Origin of the sequence: Acinetobacter sp. (assembly GCF_049284435.1) — a bacterium.
GTDB lineage: Bacteria > Pseudomonadota > Gammaproteobacteria > Pseudomonadales > Moraxellaceae > Acinetobacter.
The window spans coordinates 15,855-33,251 of the sequence record NZ_JBAPXX010000080.1 but is presented as its reverse complement, the minus strand read 5'-3'; the positions used below and the strand labels follow the sequence as shown (position 1 = coordinate 33,251).

Below are 17,397 nucleotides of genomic sequence, written 5' to 3'. Positions count from 1 at the left end.
CGTAGGCTGATGTCTACCCGTTCTAAAATTAGTCTGCAGCAAAGCCCAGATTGACCATATTGATCCGGCGGTTCTCGCCTTCCACCGCTTCTTCAGTTGAATCACCGCCTTTGAAGTCAAATTCACGCTGACTGTCCAGCACTTCAAAATCAAATAATTCACGATCGACCAGCTGCGATGGCGAAACATTTTGCAATGCGCCAAAAATGCTGTGCAGACGTTTTGGATGTGCTTTATCCCAATCACGTAACATGTCATTGATAATTGCGCGCTGCAGGTTGTCCTGAGAGCCACATAAATTACATGGAATAATTGGAAATTGACGCATTTCTGCATATTTGATGATGTCTTTTTCTTCCACATAAGCCAGTGGGCGAATCAGAATGTTCTTTTTGTCTGAAGACAACAGTTTTGGTGGCATGGCTTTCAAGCTGCCGCCATGGAACAGGTTCAGGAAGAAAGTCGCCAGGATATCATCACGGTGATGGCCTAAAGCAACCTTGGTGGCGCCAATTTCCTGCGCAAAACCGTATAAAGAACCACGACGCAAACGCGAACAGACTGCACAGTAGGTTTTGCCTTCAGGCGTCAGCTTTTTAGTGATGCTGTAGGTGTCTTTTTCCAGAATGTAATACGGAATGTTATTTTCTTCTAAATAACGCGGTAGAACATCTTCCGGGAAACCAGGCTGTTTCTGATCCAGGTTAACAGCCACTACATCGAAATTGATCGGTGCGATGCGTTTGAACTGTAGCAGGATATCCAACAGGGTATAACTGTCTTTACCACCAGAAATACACACCATGACCTTATCGCCTTCTTCAATCATCTTGAAGTCACGAATGGCATGTCCGACCTGGCGGCGAAGCTTCTTCAACAAACGGTAGTAGGCTGAGCTTGTTGGCAGTTCAGGTTTGAAATTAAATCCTTGTTCGGACTCAACTGGCGAGTACATAGACGAGATTAACCCATAAAAAAAATACCGCGCAATTTTAGCCGATTCGGACCGCTATCGCATCAAAAGAATTTATTTTCATGAAAATGTCTTATTAGTTTCATTTTCATGTTTTATTTAGATTGATATATTGAACAATTACGTTCATTTTTTAGTCAAGATGCTTATCTTTTGGACTTTTCCACAGTTGTCCACAAAAGCTGTGGATAACTTTGTGGATTGAAACAGACTTGACAACTTGTCCGGCTCAAAAGATAAGGCTTTTCTTTAAATTGATCATTTTTTAATCAATTTAATTATTTATAAAAATCAAATAGTTAACCCTGTCAAGCCTAAGGTTTCAAATTAAATCATATTTTTTTTCTACTGCTAAAATGTAAAAAATGACTTGCATTTACAAACTCGTTTATAAATGCAGCACACAAGTCTTTTCATTCCGTAATTTTTTGTTAAACTCTTTATTAAATTTTTCTCGCTTGTGTTTACTTAATATAAACAATGAAAATAAATGTACATGTTTTGGGGCGTCATTTAATCAGTGCCTTATTCTGTCTATATAGCAGTACCGTAACGTACGCAGGGCAAATCTATGTTTATAAAGATCAGAAGGGCACTACCTTTTTAACTAATCGTAAATCATCAGATCAATCCTTAACGAAAGTCAAAGTAACTTATTACCCAGACAGCAATATTCATAGTTATAGTAACTGGGGCTCTAGTGAAGCTTCCGTGTTGCCTAGCTATAGTAGAAATAAAAATGCCTATGACTCGATCATCCGTCAGGCAGCACAAACCTACGGTGTATCTGAAGGCTTGATTAAAGCTGTGATGCATACCGAATCCGGCTTTAATGTACAGGCACGTTCTCCAGTCGGTGCACAGGGCTTAATGCAACTCATGCCGGCGACTGCCCGTCGTTTTAATGTCAGCAATGCCTATGATCCGCAGCAGAATATTATGGCAGGCGCCAAATATCTGGCCTGGTTATTGAAACGTTTTAATGGCAATACCACCTTGGCACTGGCAGGCTATAATGCTGGTGAAGGTAATGTCGCCAAATATAAGGGCGTGCCACCGTTTCGTGAAACTCAGGACTATGTCCGTCGTGTCAGCAGCCGTTATCAGAACCTATATGCTCAAGGTCTAGGCAATCATAGTGCTGCCTATACAGCATCTTCTGATACTGGTCGTGTGATTGCGAGTTCTGACAATTATTCTACTGAAACCACCACAGCTTCCAATATTCAGGCTGCAAAATATCAGCGTCAGATCATTGCTCAAGCGGATGGCAGTTTCACCGATGCACCAGCAGGCTCATATGCCACCGCGAATGCGTCAGCATCTGCAAAAATATATTTAAGTGAATAATTCCTAAATAGCTTTGTTTTTAAAGACCTATGTTTTAATTTGTACAAAAAATATCCTGTGTTTTTTGTAGCCAAATGCTATTTTTTCCTTGAATTCTTCTCGATTTCACCGCATATTGATTTCAATGATTTACATTTAATAATCAGATTATTTTTCTGTAATAAGAGGATTTCTCAATGATGCGGATTGGTTTGTTCTTGCTAACCAACCTCGCGGTACTGGTTGTAGCTGGCATTATCTTGTCACTCTTCGGTGTCGGTAGTTACCATGGCGCAGGTGGCTTGAATCTAGGCAACCTGTTGGTCATCTGTTTCGTGTTCGGTATGGTTGGCTCAATGATTTCCCTGTTCATGTCTAAATGGATGGCGAAAAAGACCACGGGTACTGAACTGATTGACCCGAATGCACCTCGTAACCAAGCTGAAGCCTGGTTGCTCCAAGAAGTTGCACAACTTTCTCAGCGTGCAGGCATTAAAATGCCGGAAGTGGGTATTTTCCCTTCTTACCAGTCGAATGCCTTTGCCACTGGCTGGAACAAAAACGATGCTTTAGTTGCGGTATCAACCGGCTTGCTTGAGCGTATGAACAAAGACGAACTTCGTGCGGTATTAGCGCATGAGATTGGTCACGTCGCCAATGGTGACATGGTCACTTTGGCACTCATCCAAGGTGTAGTAAACGCCTTCGTGATGTTCTTTGCACGTGTCGCAGGTGATTTTATTGACCGCAATGTCTTTGGTCGTGAAGAAGGTGAAGCACCAGGTATTGCTTATTTCGTAATTACTATTGTGCTGGATATCGTATTCGGTATTCTTGCGTCGTCGATTGTGATGTGGTTCTCTCGTCACCGTGAATACCGTGCCGATGAAGCTGGTGCACGTCTGGCAGGTAAACAAGCCATGATTTCAGCATTACTGCGCTTACAGGCAGAATCTGAAATGCCAGATGCCATGCCGAAAGAAATGAAAGCATTTGCGATTTCTGCTGGTAAAGAAGAAGGCTTTAGCCTTGCTGCATTGTTCCAGACGCATCCAAGCATCGAACAGCGTGTCGCTGCATTGCAACAACTTGATTGTGCTTAATCTTAAGCATGTTTAAGTAATATCATTGTGTTGATTTAAGAAAAGCCTGCAATTGCAGGCTTTTTTATTGGATTTAATTATTCTTTAGCTAACCTATAATTGGCTGAACCATTGATATAGCGCCATAGCCCCCCAGCCGATCGCGAAGACAAATAAAATCAGGAATAAAGTGCCTAAAATATCGGGGATGTGAATCCATATCCAGGCCACCACGGGATTGCGCCAGAAGGCAGATTGCTGTCGTTTGCGTTCCAGACTTTCATGCAAAAATGGGTGCACCACATGCCGGTCGCTGCTAATCTGATATTCCTCACGAATATGCAGGTGCACGACATCGAGCGCCTTGCGACTGGGACGAATAAAAATATCAAAGACCGTGCCCGCCACCGGAATGAATCCTACTACCGCATCGATCGCCGCCATCTTCATCACCGGATTGAGTTTGGCACTCGGCACCCCGATCTGTTTGGCCTTATGAATGGCATAACAGGTCAACACAAAACCGGCAATATCTCCAGCAACCGGAATCGTACTCAAAGCCGCGTCTGCCCCCACTCCTTGCTTGGTAAACGGAATACGTACCACGGAATCCATCATATTGGCAAACTTGGCCAGATCACGTTCCAGACGTATTACCTCTTGTTGGCTTAGTTTTGGTTTTTGTCCAGGCTCAGGCATAAGTTATTCCAGAAATAATGCTGATTATCATGAGCATAAAGCATTTTTTCTACGCTGATGTATCAATCTGTGAATTAAAACAATAATTTGGAAGCGACAAATAAATACAGAATCACACCAGTAGCATCGCAGATGGAAGTCACTAACGGCGCCGAGGCACTGGCAGGATCAAGTTTGAGTTTATTTAAAATAAAAGGCAGACTCATGCCGATCAGGCAGCCCATCAACACAATCCCAAGCATGCTGATGGCCAGCACCACAGCTACCATAATATCTCCCCGAATATAACCCAGAATGGATACGGCAATCGCCATGGTGCCGCCCAAACACAGCGCCACCAGAGATTCGCGACTGAGCAAATTAAACCAGTCCTTAAATTCGACATCGCCTGTGGCCAAGGCACGCACCATCAAGGTGGCTGATTGCGAACCGGCATTCCCGCCACTACCCACCAAAAGCGGTAAGAAAAATACCAACACGATATGTGCGGCAATGATCTCTTCAAAGTGCGCAATCCCGATTCCAGAGAGCAGACTGCCAAAAACCAGAATGACCAGCCAAAAGACCCGCTTCTGATACAGGGTCAAAATCGGGGCAGTTTTAAGGCTCAATTCAGTCAACGGCGTTACTGCACCCGACTTTAAAATATCTTCAGTGGTTTCGGCTTCGACAATGTCCATAGCATCGTCATAGGTGACAATTCCTAAGAGTTTTTGCTGTGCATCAACTACAGGCAGGGCAATAAAATCATAATAGGCCAAGGCTCGAGCTACAATTTCCTGATCATCTGTTACCTGAGCAGAAATGACGTCATGTTGCATCACCTCGGCAATGCTCAGCTCAGGTAAGGCCTGAATGATCTGCCTTAGGGAAATCACACCGATCAGCCGTTCTTCTGCATCGACAATATACATCAGATACAGAGTTTCCTGCCCCGCAGCCACCACACGTAAAGCCTGTATCGCTTCATCCATCCTTAAATCGGGTGAGAGCGTCACAAAACGTGAACTCATCATGGCACCTGCCGTGCCTTCCGGATAGATGGCCAGATCTTTGAGGGTTTGCTGGGATTCTTCAGATAATGCGCCCATCAATTGCAGCTGTAGCGGCGGCGAAAACTGCTTATAAATATCGACAAAATCATCGGAAGGCATTGCGTCCAGAATGGGAACAAGTTCTGAAATAGATAAGTGCTTTGTCACGTTTAACTGCTGCCCTAGGGGCATAAAAGCATAGACCAAGCTTGGTTCATTCAGTTGCCTTAAAATTCGGGCCTGTTGCCGAGCATCTAAACGACTTAAAATGCGCGCCTGATCGGCGACATTCAGCTGACTGAGTAAACCTACAGCGAGGTCGTGATTTTCAGAATGTAATTGTTGTTGGATATGCTGGATTTTTTCTGAAATTGTCGGCATAAGCAGCTCATTATAAAAGTCTGGCATTCAAGAGATATTTGTCCTGATCCCTATATATCCTAATTTTTTCATGTGAATAAGTTTAATGATCATGCTGCAATATGACGATATTTTTTGTATAAATCAATTCCTCGATATTTAGCCAAAAAAAAGCCTGACTGAGTCAGGCTTGTTCACTTTCTAAAGATGGATGCTCTATCACCACTGATTGAGAAACCGTTTTTTTAATCATCAGACTACGGATCAATACATACATAAAGGGAATAAACAGCAGTACCAGAACAGTAGCAAATAGCACCCCACCAAAAACACTACTGCCAATTTCCTGCCGGCTGATTGCACTGACGCCTGTGGCAAACATCAAAGGCAGTACGCCCGCTGCAAATGCAATGGAAGTCATGACAATAGGACGCAAGCGTAAGCCCGCGGCCAGTATCGCGGCCTGAACCGGAGTATGACCTGCCTGCTCTGCTTGTACGGCAAACTCTACAATCAAAATTGCATTTTTACAGGACAGACCGATGGTCGTCAGCAAGGCGATATGGAAGTAAATATCGTTTGCAAAACCAAGCCAGGCACAGAACAGAATACTCCCTCCTACACCCAAAGGAATCGCGGTCAACACCACAGCAGGAACCGTCCAGCTTTCATAAAGTGCCGTTAAACATAAGAAAATAAAGGCAATCGAAATTAGATACAAGAAAATAGCTTGCCCACTGCTACGTTTTTCTTCTAGTGCGGCTCCACTCCAGGCCAAATTTACTCCGTCTTGTTCATCGACTAAAGCTTCGACATCTTGCATGGTTTGACTCGAAAATTGATCTTTGGGAATACCTGCATATACAGGCACGGCGTTATAGCCCATATAACGGTTGATACTATTCGGTCCACCTTACCAATTCAGCGTAGTGAATTGATTAAACGATAACATTTCGCCTTTGCTATTACGGACATGCCAATGTGCCAAATCTTCAGGTTTAGAACGGAACTCCGCTTCGCCTTGCATGATGACGCGTTTGATTTGCCCACGATCAATAAAGTCGTTGATGTAGGTACCACTCCAAGCTGCAGCCAACGTACTGTTAAAATTTTGCTGAGGTACAGCATATTTGAGTAAACGTTCTATATCCAGTTTAATATTCAGCTCGGCACTTTCTTTGGGTACATCAAGTTGTAAATATTCAATCGATGATTTTGCTTTGGCACGAGTTTCAATCTCAGAGAAGGATTGCTGTAAAAACTCGCTGCCCCGTGAATCTAGATCTTGTAACCAAAAGTCGGCTATACGTCCATTACTTGACATAGAAGGTACCATAAAGAAAATCTGGGCATTGGCATGATTGGCAAAGTGTTTTTGTGCACGATCTACAATAGCAAAGACGGTATCTTCAGGATTTTTACGCGCTGCCCAGTCCTTTAATACGACAAAGAGCTGACCACGATAAGGCCCAACCCCAACATTGTTTTCGCTATACCAAATCCCAAGGCTTTGGATGCGCTCAGATTCATGCTGCATTAAATAGTCTTGAACTTCACGCCCGACTTTTTCTATCTCAGAACGTGGTGCATTGCCCGGCATCACAATTTGACCCATGACAAAGCCCATATCTTCCGTAGGCATCAGCCCTTCGGGCAAGTTTTTATAAAGCCAGCCAAAGCCTAAAACACATATACTAAATACAGCCAACATCGTCATTTTAAACTGCATGCTACGTGCAGAAAGCTTTTGGTAACGCATGGTAAGCTTATCCATGCCACGATTAAAACGCTGTGCCCATTTTGGTTGATGTGGTTGACGCTTTAGCAGTTGCGCTGCAAATGTAGGGGTGATGATGAGTGCCACCAATAAAGAAAGTAGCATTGCCACTACCAACGTGATGGAAAACTGACGATAGATAACTCCTGTCATACTGCCAAAAAATGCCATGGGAATAAATACAGCAGTTAAGACCAAAGTAATCCCGATCAATGCACCGCTAATTTCCTTCATTGACTTTAAAGCTGCAGCCTGAGCATCCAGATGTTCTTCATGCATCAAACGTTCAATGTTTTCCACTACCACAATGGCATCATCGACCAACAGACCAATCGCCAAAATCAGGGCAAACAAGGTAAAACTGTTTAAGCTCATTCCCAGTACATATAGCACCGCAAATGTGGCTAAAACTACAATCGGAATCGTGACTGCAGGAATAATAGTAGCGCGCCAGTTTTGCAGGAAGATAAACATCACCAAGACCACCAGTACCATCGCTTCGACCAAAGTTTTCGCGACTTGTTCAATTGAACTGGTCATAAATGGGGTTCTGTCCATGGTCATACGCAATTGATAATGGGCAGGCAAATTGGCTTGGGCATTTTTCAATACCGTTTGCATCTGCTCTGAAACCGCAATGGCATTACTCCGTGGCGCCAATTGAATCGATAATGCAGCGGATAAATGACCGTTGGTATAATTTAAATGGTTATAACTTTCTGCCCCTAACTCAACACGTGCGACATCTTTCAAGTACAGTACTGAACCTGAGTCTGTTGTCTTCACAATAATTTTTTCAAATTCATCAATGCTACTTAAACGTGATCCTGCACTGACCTTGGCATTCATGTATTGATCTTGCACAGTCTATAATCCACCAATAGAACCAGACACAAGTGGTGAATTTTGTGCCTCGACTGCATTGCGAATATCACTCGGCATCAGATTAAATTGGCGTAGTTTATGTGGATTGAGCCAAATGTGCATCGCATAGCCTGTGCGCCATAAAGCTCCACCTCACCCATCCCGTCAATACGGGAAAACCGCGGTTCGACATGCACCATTAAATAGTCAGCAAGCTCTGTAGGTGTCGCCTTCCCTGATTCATCATATAAACTCAGTAATGCAAATTGATCATAACCTTGTTTATAAACAGCCACTCCATTTTGCTGGGTTTCTTCAGGCAATCGACTTAGCACACCATTGACCGCATTTTGCACTTGCAACAGTGCCTGATCGAGATCCACTCCTTGCTCAAACGACAGTGTCAGATTTGCACGTCCCACGCTACTGTTGGACTGAAAGCTTTCCAAACCTTCAATGCCTTTTATCGCTTGTTCTAAAATTTGCGTGACCGATTGCTCAACGGTTTCCGCAGATGCACCACGATACCCCGCAGAAACCCCTAACGCAGGTGCATCCATATTCGGCATCTGCTCAATGGGAATTTTTTTGCAGTGCAAAAATTCCTAACACCATCATGATAATGGCGATGACTGCTGCAAATTTAGGTCGATAAATAAAAAAGCGTGACAACATGAATAAAAATCCCCATCAGATGCATTCTCACGACGAATTCTTGTATGAATAGATGATTTCTATAGCAATTTTCACACCATGCTGAAAACGCAACCAGCCATCGGATAAATTTTAACGATAAAAAAATCCCCGTATAAACGAGGATTTTTCAGCTCTACAGTTTTCCCTTGTTTTAAACACGAGATTTTTTGATGATAAGTTGGCGAATCAAAACATACATAAATGGAATAAAAATCAGCACCAGTAATGTTCCAAAAATAACACCACCAAATACACTCACGCCAATTTCCTGACGACTCACCGCACCTGCCCCTGTAGCAAAGACCAGCGGTAAAATCCCTGCGCCAAAAGCCAGAGAGGTCATCAAGATCGGACGTAGTCGCAAAGATGCACCTTCTAATGCCGCTTCTACTAACGATTTACCTTGCTGCTGCGCTAATGAAGCAAATTCTACTATCAGAATAGCATTCTTACAGGACAGACCGATGGTGGTCAGCAAGGCAATCTGGAAATAGATATCATTCGGGAAACCAGCCAGATAACTGAAAATAATATTGCCGCCAATCCCCAGTGGAATTGCCGACATCACAGCGGTTGGAATGCTCCAGCTTTCATATAAAGCCGCCAGACACAGAAAAATAAAGCCAATTGAAATCAGATACAGCCAGATCGCCTGATTATTGGACTGTTTTTCCTCAAAAGAAAGACCGCTCCAGACCACATCCACCCCTTCCTGCTCGGCAATCAAAGCTTCCACATCCTGCATGGCCTGACCGGAACTGCTGTCTTTGGCCCGATCGGCTTCCATTTGCAATGCGGTATACCCCATAAAGCGGTTCACCACTTCAGGACCACCACTCCAGCCCACTTGCGAGAAGTTGCTGAAAGGCACCATCTGATTCTGGTCATTTCGTACATGCCACTGCGCCAGATCTTCCGGTTTGGAGCGGAACTCGGCATCACCCTGCATGATCACCCGTTTAATCCGGCCGCGATCAATAAAGTCATTGATATAACTGCCGCCCCAGGCACTGGATAAGGTACTGTTGATTGCCGATTGGGTCAGGCCATTGGCCATGGCCTGTTTCTGGTCAATATTGACGCGTAGCTCTGCTTTGTCAGGATTAGAACGCTTGCCCAGATTTTCAAAGCTCGTATAGTTGCCCGCCCGAGCTTCCAGCGCTTTAAATTGCTGTTCCAGATATTGCCGGCCATTGCCATTGATGTCTCGAATCCAGAAATCCAGACCATCTGTTTGTCCCAAACCATTGACTGAAGGTGGCATGGACACGTTAATTTGTGCATTGCGATTGCCTTGAAAATGCTTCAAAGCCCGTTCACGAATCGCTTGTGCAGTATTGTCCTGACCGGAACGCTCATCCCAATGTTTTAATGCCACAAAACCGGTCGCCAGATTCTGACCAGTTCCAGAGAAATTTCGCCCATAACGGATCATCACCAGATTGACATTGGCTTGTTCCTGATCCAGAAAATACTTACGGACTTCCTCTCCAATCTGAATGGTATTTTTCATCGGGGCGCCTTCCTGCAATTTGATTTGCAAACTTAAGATCCCCTGATCCTCACTCGGCAAGAAACTGGTCGGCAAGGCACGATAGAACAGCGCAAACACACCGATCAATCCGGCAAACAGCAGCAAACAGATCGCCTGACGCTGGATCGTGAGTTTAGATAAATTCAGATAACGATGTTTTAAATGATCCAGTTTCTGGTTAAACCAGGACGCCCATTTTGCCGGTTTAGGATTCGGTTTTAGAATAAGCGCGCACAATGCTGGGGTTAGAATCAATGCCACCATTAAGGACAGAGACATCGCCGCGACCAAGGTGATGGAGAACTGTCGGTAGATTACGCCAGTCGATCCACCAAAAAAAGCCATCGGAATAAAGACTGCGGTCAAAACCAGAGTAATCCCGATCAATGCCCCACTAATTTCCTGCATGGATTCCAGGGCCGCGTCCTTGGCAGACAGTTGCTTTTCATGCATCAACCGTTCGACATTTTCCACCACAACAATGGCATCATCCACCAACAGGCCGATCGCCAGAACCAGCGCAAATAAGGTTAAGGTGTTGATACTCATACCCAGTGCATACAGCACCGCCATCGTACCCAAAATCACCACTGGAACAGTCACGGTAGGAATCAAGGTGGCACGCCAGTTCTGCAAGAAAATAAACATCACAATGATGACCAAGATCACGGCTTCGATCAGGGTTTTGACCACCTCTTTAATTGATTCTTGTACAAAAGGCGTATTGTCACGTGGATAGGCAATTTTATAGCCTTCGGGCAATTGCTGTGAAATACGGGCAATTTCAGCTTTAATCAGATTAGAGGTGGCAATGGCATTGGCACCTGACGCCAGTGAAATACCCAGACCAGCCGATGGATAACCATTATTGGTACTATAAGATTGATAATTTTCAGCACCCAGTTCCACCCGCGCAATATCTTTTAAATAAATAAAACTGCCGGCACGATCCGATTTGACAATAATATTCTGGAATTCTTCCACGGTTTTGAGGCGTGAACCGGAGGTGACTTTGGCATTTAAGTATTGCTCGTCTATAGCGGGCAAATCACCAATCGCACCAGCAGCGACCTGAGTATTCTGGGCTTCAATTGCAGCACGGACATCGCTTGGCATCAGGTTATATTGTTTTAATTTTGCCGGATTCAGCCAGATCCGCATCGCATATTGTGAACCAAAAACATCAACCTCACCAATGCCTTCAATCCGGGAAATGTCCTGTTCCAGATGGGTCATCAGATAGTCGGAAAGTTCAATATTGTTGCTACGCCCGGATTCATCGTACAGGCTGATCACCATATGCGTATCGCCAAGCGACTTAAAGACATTGACGCCTTGGCGTTGCACATCTTCTGGCAAGCGGTTCAGAACGCCATTAATCGCATTTTGTACCTGCACCTGTGCAGTATCCGGATCGGTACCATTTTCAAAACTGATGCTGACCCGGCTGCGTCCTGAAGAATCACTACTCGAACTGAAATACAGCAGATGGTCAATGCCTTTGATTTGCTGTTCCAGCACTTGAGTCACGCTTTCTTCCACAGTTTCCGCAGAAGCGCCGCTATAAGTTGCTGCCACCGTTATCCTTGGCGGGGCAATGTCCGGATAACGTTCCACTGGCAGGTTCATGACTGCGAACAGGCCGATTGCCATGACAACAATCGCCAGTACCCCAGCAAAGATCGGGCGGTGGATAAAAAATTTAGACAGCATAAGTCCAGGTCACTTTTAATTAAATAGGGGTAAATTGATGCAGAACATAAGCATGCTATATCCAAATATTCAGTGACATAGCACTAGAATGCAAGAATTAAACACATAAAAGCTGCGATAAAAACCAATCATGGAGAAATTATGGATAATCCCTTTTGAGCACGTTCTTGAGATTGTTCTTCCCTATTTATTAATAGCATTTTTCCAAACAAAAAACCCTGCAGATGCAGGGTTTTTTGGTGAATCAATTGAGCGGATTAAGCGCTGAACTGGTTCATTGTGTTTTTAGAATCATCACCAGCTTTCAATGCATTGTCACCAGCGAAGATTTCTTTGTGGTCATCACCGATGTCAGAACCAGCCATTGCTTGGTGTTTAACACATGCGATACCGCCGCGGATTTCTTTACGTTGTACGCCAGCAACATAAGCCAACATACCTTCAGTACCGAAGTAACCTTGAGCAAGCTCATGAGTAGAAAGCGCAGCTGTGTGGTAAGTCGGAAGTGTGATCAAGTGATGGAACACACCCGCTTCACGAGCAGCATCAGCTTGGAATGTACGAACTTTTTCGTCAGCTTCAGCAGCCAGTTCAGTTGCATCGTACTCAGCGCTCATTAATTTAGCACGGTCGTAAGCAGAAACGTCTTTACCTTCAGCAACCCAACGGTCATACGCTTGTTGACGGAAGTTTAAAGTCCAGTTGAACGAAGGCGAGTTGTTATAAACAAGTTTCGCATTTGGAACTGTTTCACGTACACGGTTAACCATGTGAGCGATTTCAGCAACGTTAGGCGTTGCAGTTTCGATCCAAAGAAGGTCAGCACCGTTTTGTAAGCTAGTTACACAGTCAAGTACAACGCGGTCGATTTGAGTGCCTTCACGGAACTGGTATAGACCAGAAGCAAGACGTTTAGGACGGTGAAGTTTACCATCACGCTTGATCAGGATTTCGTCTTCTTGAGCTTCTGAAATGTCGATTTCAGTTGTGTCTAAGTAGCTGATGTATTGAGAAGCGATGTCGCCTGGCTCTTTAACCACTGGGATTTTTTGAGTCAAGTCAGCGCCTTCAGAGTCAGTACGTGCAACGATGATACCGTCATCAAGACCCATTTCCAGGAATGCATAGCGAAGAGCGTGGATTTTCGCGATGAAGTCTTCGTGTGGAACTGTTACTTTACCAGCTTGGTGACCACATTGTTTCGCATCAGAAACCTGGTTTTCGATTTGAAGTGCACAAGCACCCGCTTCGATCATTTTCTTAGCCAGTAAGTAAGTCGCTTCTTCGTTACCGAAACCAGCGTCGATGTCGGCAATAATTGGCACAACGTGAGTTTGGAAGTTGTCGATTTGTGAAGTGATTTCAGCTGCTTTAGCAGTGTCGCCCGCTTCTTGTGCTTTTTTAAGTGCACGGAACAAGTCGTTTAATTCTTTGGCGTCAGCTTGACGTAAGAAAGTGTAGATTTCTTCGATCAATGCAGGAACAGAAGTTTTTTCGTGCATTGATTGGTCAGGAAGTGGACCGAATTCTGAACGAAGAGCTGCAACCATCCAACCAGAAAGGTAGATGTAGCGACGTTCAGTTGTACCGAAATATTTTTTGTTCGCAATCATTTTTTGTTGCGCGATGAAACCGTGCCAGCAACCTAGTGATTGAGTGTATTTGCTAGAGTCTGCATCATAAGCAGCCATATCACGACGCATAATTGCCGCTGTATATTTCGCAATGTCTAAACCAGTTTTGAAACGGTTTTGAAGTTGCATACGCGCAGCATCTTCAGGACTGATGTCTGCCCAAGTGTTACCGAATTTCGCTTTTAATTCGCGGATTGCATCAATCGCTGTTTGGTATGTAGTCATGATATATTCCTGTAATAATATTAGGATTTTTCTGCAACGAACCGCTCAAATCACACCCTCAATGACTTGTTCAGATTTTCGACGATCCGTTGGGATAGCTAAAGATTAGTGGGCTTATGAAAATTAATCCAATAGTCTGCAAGAATCTTCAGTATTTATTTAAAAAATGAGTAGATCAAAGTCTTAGTACAATCTTGATAAATTAAAACAAATTACTGTTTTATATATATTTATTTAAAAATAAAAATGGATAAAATTTCCGCATGTTGCTTAAAAATAATTCATTAGACTTAAGTCTGGATATGGGTCTTATGCCCTTTTATTTTTAAAAAATGATGATCTTCGATGATTTATTCAACTTAAGGAATTCTTTATTTAGTTTACTTTTCACTCAAATTTTGAATACAAGAACAGCCTTTATGATTTTCTTTTAAAGCGAAAAGATGGCTTTCATTCTAATTTATAAAAAAGGCTAAATGATGGTCCATTTAACGTGCATCTTTTCTCTTATGTACACTGTAAATAATAGAGCCTAAGCCTGTGTTAATTCTGTAAACTTTATCAGTGAGCACATGGCTTTTTTTCATCGGTGCTTTACACAAGGCCCGGCAATTATGGCATAATCATCATAATTTCTTGTATTTATTCTCGGTATTTCTTTTATGAATCTGGAGCGGGTCGATCTCAATCTATTAATTTATCTTGATGTACTTCTTCGCGAAAAAAATGTTACACGTGCAGCAGAACAATTGGGCGTTACCCAGCCTGCCATGAGTAACATCTTACGCCGATTACGCAATTTATTTAATGATCCCCTCCTGATCCGCTCTTCTGAAGGTATGACACCGACCGAACGTGCTTTAGAGTTACAGCCACGTATTCGGGATGCACTGGCTGACTTGTCGATGATTCTGGAACCACGTACCGAGTTCCGTCCTTATACATCAAATCGTGTGTTCCGGATCATGACTTCGGATTATGCGGAAGCGACCTTGGTTCCACGTCTGGTTAAAGCCCTACGTTCAGAAGCTCCAAATGTTGTTCTCGACTTCTTAACACCAAGTGATGTGTCGTATCGTGACATGGAGCAAGGCAAGGTCGATCTGGCAATCAACCGTTTTAATGAAATCCCGCAAAGTTTTCATCAGGTTCTGGTCTGGCGTGACAGCTTTTCCTGCCTGCTCAACAACAAACATCCTGCTGCTACCAATCTGAACTTAAAAAGCTATCTGGATGCACAGCATATCTGGGTGTCTAAAACCGGTATGGGTGTCGGCTTCGGGGTCAATCCTGAAAAACAGGCCGGTTTGGGCTGGATTGATCAGGCTCTGGAACGAATTGGCCAGAAACGTAAAATTTCAGTCTTTACCCGTCATTATCAAATGCCGGGCTTATTGGCCTCCAATGTCGATCTGATCGCAACACTACCTTCACGCATTGCACGACTGCAAGCCAAGAATCACAATTTAATTCTCAAAGATCCGCCATTTTATATTCCGGAATTTGAATTAAAAATGGCATGGTGTCCTTTATTGCATCATCATCCGGCACATCGCTGGTTACGTCAGCTGATTTTGTATGTCGCGCGTCAAATGATTGAAGAAGAAAACCGTGAATTCCTGAGCAATAATTCTCAATTTTCACATTATTAAACTCAAAATCTTCTAAATTCTTATTTTTTAAGATTATACTTTGAAGACTTGAGATGTCGTTGTTACACCTCAAGTCTTTTTTTGTGTTAAAAATATCCCAAGATACTATTCATCCACAGGTGGATTTGTGAGCCTCTTACAAAATATCGTGATTATCTTAATACTCATCGCGGGGGCCGGTTTTTTATCTTTAACAGAAATCGCCCTCGCAGGTGCCCGTAAAGTCAAACTCAAAATTCTGGCTGAATCGGGTGAACATCGCGCTCAAAAAGTTTTAGATCTACAAGAAAATTCTGCTGACTTCTTCGCAGCCTCTCAAATCGGTTTAAATGCAGTCGCTATTCTCGGCGGTATTTTAGGTGAAGGCGCTTTCCGTCCTTATATTTTTAATTTTGTTTCCCGCTTTTACCAGGGTCCTTGGACTGAAAATATCAGCTTTGTGCTTTCTTTTACTGTCGTTACTTCTTTATTTATTTTATTTGCAGATTTAATGCCGAAGCGTCTGGCCATGATTGCGCCAGAAAAGATCGCAGTCTCGGTCATTGAGCCTATTCAGATTTTCATTAAAGTCTGCAAACCTTTGGCCTGGTTCATTAACGCGATTGCCAACATGCTGTTCCGTCTGTTTAAAGTCAATACCATCCGTGATGACAATATTACCTTTGATGATATTTCCGCAGTGATGGATGCCGGTGCACAGGCCGGTGTACTACAAAAACAGGAACATCATTTCATTGAAAATGTATTCGAGCTTGAAGAGCGCAACGTTCCTTCGAGTATGACTACCCGTGAAAATGTGGTGTTCTTTACCTTAAATGAACCGGAAGTAAGTATTCGGCAAAAGCTTGCAGAATATCCCTATTCCAAGTTTCTGGTGTGTAGTAATGACATCGACAGTGTGATTGGCTATGTCGATGCCAAAGATATTCTGGTACGTATTCTGAATAACCAGTCGCTGCTGCAGCTAAACGAAAATACCATCCGTAATGTCCTGACTATTCCTGACACTCTGACCTTATCGGAAGTTCTGGACCGTTTCCGCTCTACCAAGGAAAAGTTTGCCGTCGTCATTAATGAATATGCGCTGGTCGTGGGGGTGATTACCCTTTCCGATATTATGATTACCGTGATGGGTGACTGGGTGACGCCAATTGAAGCCGATCAGCAAATTATTAAACGTGATAATAATTCCTGGCTGATTGAAGGCAGTACACCGATTGAAGACATCAAGCATGCGCTTGAAATTGATGAAATGCCTGATGATGAAAATTATGAAACCATCGCTGGCTTCATGATGTATAAATTACGCAAGATTCCACGTCCTGCAGATGCCGTGATATTTGGTGCTTATAAATTTGAAGTAGTGGACGTCGATCACTTTAAAATTGACCAGTTACTGGTGACCCGCCTAATCGAAACCAATTCAGTTATTCAGGAAGAATCAGATTAATCTGGTTCTTCTTTCTAAAAAATACTAAAAATTATTCTAATAAAAAATCATAAGGTGAGTGATGAATATTTCTGCATTATTGGCATGTCTGTTTTTTTATTCAGCCCTGTATTTGTTTTATTTCTTTTTTGCCAAACAACAGAATCCCCTACTTTTACTGGCAGCCATCATTCTGATGGTTTTAACGGTTTTCATTATTCCCTATCCGCATGAACGTCGTCGTCAAGGTTTCGACTCGACCTTGAGATTTGGAGAATATTTCTATTGGCCCTTGATCACCTGGTGGCGTTTATTTATTTTGCCCATCAGCTGGCTGATTGCACTGATGTATCGTGATTAAAAAAAGCACCCGAAGGTGCTTTTGTTTAGATCTAG

General features: G+C 43.3%; 10 protein-coding genes and 1 pseudogene. 5 read left to right on the top strand and 6 right to left on the bottom strand.

All coding sequences use genetic code 11. The features are described 5' to 3' along the window. Positions 1 to 28 precede the first annotated feature (28 nt). The gene (ttcA, locus tag WAK81_RS07465) at positions 29 to 955 is read right to left on the bottom strand and encodes a tRNA 2-thiocytidine(32) synthetase TtcA (protein ID WP_004280538.1); all 927 of its coding nucleotides are present in this window, start codon (positions 953 to 955) and stop codon (positions 29 to 31) included. A 498-nt stretch (positions 956 to 1,453) separates the two neighbouring features. Between ttcA and WAK81_RS07460 the strand changes: the two genes are divergently transcribed. After that, on the top strand, positions 1,454 to 2,323 hold the full coding sequence (locus WAK81_RS07460; protein ID WP_422196315.1) for a lytic transglycosylase domain-containing protein: 870 nt from the start codon (positions 1,454 to 1,456) through the stop codon (positions 2,321 to 2,323). A 176-nt stretch (positions 2,324 to 2,499) separates the two neighbouring features. Next, entirely contained in the window at positions 2,500 to 3,405 is a 906-nt protein-coding gene (htpX, locus tag WAK81_RS07455; protein WP_004280540.1) for a protease HtpX, read from the top strand. Between the two features lie 93 nt (positions 3,406 to 3,498). Here the strand turns inward: htpX and WAK81_RS07450 are convergent, their stop codons facing one another. The 5 genes and pseudogenes from WAK81_RS07450 to WAK81_RS07430 all read right to left on the bottom strand — a co-directional run bounded on the left by WAK81_RS07450 (position 3,499) and on the right by WAK81_RS07430 (position 13,920). Continuing rightward, entirely contained in the window at positions 3,499 to 4,083 is a 585-nt protein-coding gene (locus tag WAK81_RS07450; protein ID WP_422196314.1) for a DUF4112 domain-containing protein, read from the bottom strand. 74 nt (positions 4,084 to 4,157) lie between these two features. Next, the gene (mgtE, locus tag WAK81_RS07445) at positions 4,158 to 5,498 is read right to left on the bottom strand and encodes a magnesium transporter (RefSeq protein ID WP_422196313.1); all 1,341 of its coding nucleotides are present in this window, start codon (positions 5,496 to 5,498) and stop codon (positions 4,158 to 4,160) included. Positions 5,499 to 5,661: 163 nt separating this feature from the next. Beyond that, positions 5,662 to 8,793: pseudogene (locus WAK81_RS07440) on the bottom strand (efflux RND transporter permease subunit). A 172-nt stretch (positions 8,794 to 8,965) separates the two neighbouring features. Beyond that, the gene (locus tag WAK81_RS07435; protein ID WP_422196312.1) at positions 8,966 to 12,061 is read right to left on the bottom strand and encodes a multidrug efflux RND transporter permease subunit; all 3,096 of its coding nucleotides are present in this window, start codon (positions 12,059 to 12,061) and stop codon (positions 8,966 to 8,968) included. A gap of 257 nt (positions 12,062 to 12,318) precedes the next feature. Continuing rightward, positions 12,319 to 13,920 carry an isocitrate lyase gene (locus tag WAK81_RS07430; RefSeq protein WP_004280550.1) on the bottom strand — a complete coding sequence of 534 codons (1,602 nt, stop codon included), beginning with the start codon at positions 13,918 to 13,920 and terminating at the stop codon, positions 12,319 to 12,321. Between the two features lie 662 nt (positions 13,921 to 14,582). On the opposite strand from WAK81_RS07430, the gene WAK81_RS07425 reads away from it, so the two are divergent. The 3 genes from WAK81_RS07425 to WAK81_RS07415 all read left to right on the top strand — a co-directional run bounded on the left by WAK81_RS07425 (position 14,583) and on the right by WAK81_RS07415 (position 17,362). Next, positions 14,583 to 15,572, top strand: coding sequence for a LysR family transcriptional regulator (locus WAK81_RS07425; RefSeq protein ID WP_422196311.1), 990 nt, complete (start codon positions 14,583 to 14,585; stop codon positions 15,570 to 15,572). A gap of 127 nt (positions 15,573 to 15,699) precedes the next feature. Next, on the top strand, positions 15,700 to 17,022 hold the full coding sequence (locus tag WAK81_RS07420; RefSeq protein WP_005265856.1) for a hemolysin family protein: 1,323 nt from the start codon (positions 15,700 to 15,702) through the stop codon (positions 17,020 to 17,022). A 61-nt stretch (positions 17,023 to 17,083) separates the two neighbouring features. Further along, positions 17,084 to 17,362 carry a hypothetical protein gene (locus tag WAK81_RS07415; protein ID WP_180086290.1) on the top strand — a complete coding sequence of 93 codons (279 nt, stop codon included), beginning with the start codon at positions 17,084 to 17,086 and terminating at the stop codon, positions 17,360 to 17,362. The last annotated feature ends 35 nt before the right edge of the window (positions 17,363 to 17,397 follow it).

Coding starts and splice junctions, on each gene's coding strand:
- ttcA (WP_004280538.1), bottom strand. CDS start 955: ATGTACTCGCCAGTTGAGTCCGAACAAGGATTTAATTTCAAACCTGAA.
- WAK81_RS07460 (WP_422196315.1), top strand. CDS start 1,454: ATGAAAATAAATGTACATGTTTTGGGGCGTCATTTAATCAGTGCCTTA.
- htpX (WP_004280540.1), top strand. CDS start 2,500: ATGATGCGGATTGGTTTGTTCTTGCTAACCAACCTCGCGGTACTGGTT.
- WAK81_RS07450 (WP_422196314.1), bottom strand. CDS start 4,083: ATGCCTGAGCCTGGACAAAAACCAAAACTAAGCCAACAAGAGGTAATA.
- mgtE (WP_422196313.1), bottom strand. CDS start 5,498: ATGCCGACAATTTCAGAAAAAATCCAGCATATCCAACAACAATTACAT.
- WAK81_RS07435 (WP_422196312.1), bottom strand. CDS start 12,061: ATGCTGTCTAAATTTTTTATCCACCGCCCGATCTTTGCTGGGGTACTG.
- WAK81_RS07430 (WP_004280550.1), bottom strand. CDS start 13,920: ATGACTACATACCAAACAGCGATTGATGCAATCCGCGAATTAAAAGCG.
- WAK81_RS07425 (WP_422196311.1), top strand. CDS start 14,583: ATGAATCTGGAGCGGGTCGATCTCAATCTATTAATTTATCTTGATGTA.
- WAK81_RS07415 (WP_180086290.1), top strand. CDS start 17,084: ATGAATATTTCTGCATTATTGGCATGTCTGTTTTTTTATTCAGCCCTG.